The following is a 336-nucleotide window of genomic DNA, read 5'->3' as shown; positions in this document are numbered from 1 at the left end:
GTGAATTTCTGCTGCTCGACAGCCTGCGGCTTGTCCTCGGCGACGAGATAGCGAATGGCAAAGGCGATGAGGGCCAAGGCGATCACGGTTACCGCAACGGCATGGGGCAGATAGCCGTAGTTCTGGCGCAGGAATGTAATCAGTTCGCTGCGGTAGCTGCCCTCGGCCTGCTGCATGCGGACATTGAGCCGCTCGAGCAAGCGCCCGAGCTTGACCGCGAGCCAGGTGTTCAGCGGCACGTAGATGGCGACGGCAAGGAAAGCCAGCACCGCTGTGCCGTAGCCGCCCAGGAATTCCAGGCCTTTGACCTCGACCGAGGACCCGATCAGGTTTTCG

1 pseudogene is annotated in these 336 nt (G+C 61.9%); it reads right to left on the bottom strand.

What is annotated here, in order from left to right:
- Nucleotides 1–336, bottom strand: a pseudogene (locus tag EN807_RS33640) (hypothetical protein); the annotation flags it as partial.

This window comes from Mesorhizobium sp. M5C.F.Ca.ET.164.01.1.1 (assembly GCF_004792125.1).
Lineage (GTDB): Bacteria > Pseudomonadota > Alphaproteobacteria > Rhizobiales > Rhizobiaceae > Mesorhizobium > Mesorhizobium wenxiniae.
The sequence above is the reverse complement of the archived record's forward strand: the minus strand, read 5'-3'. Positions and strand labels throughout refer to the sequence as shown.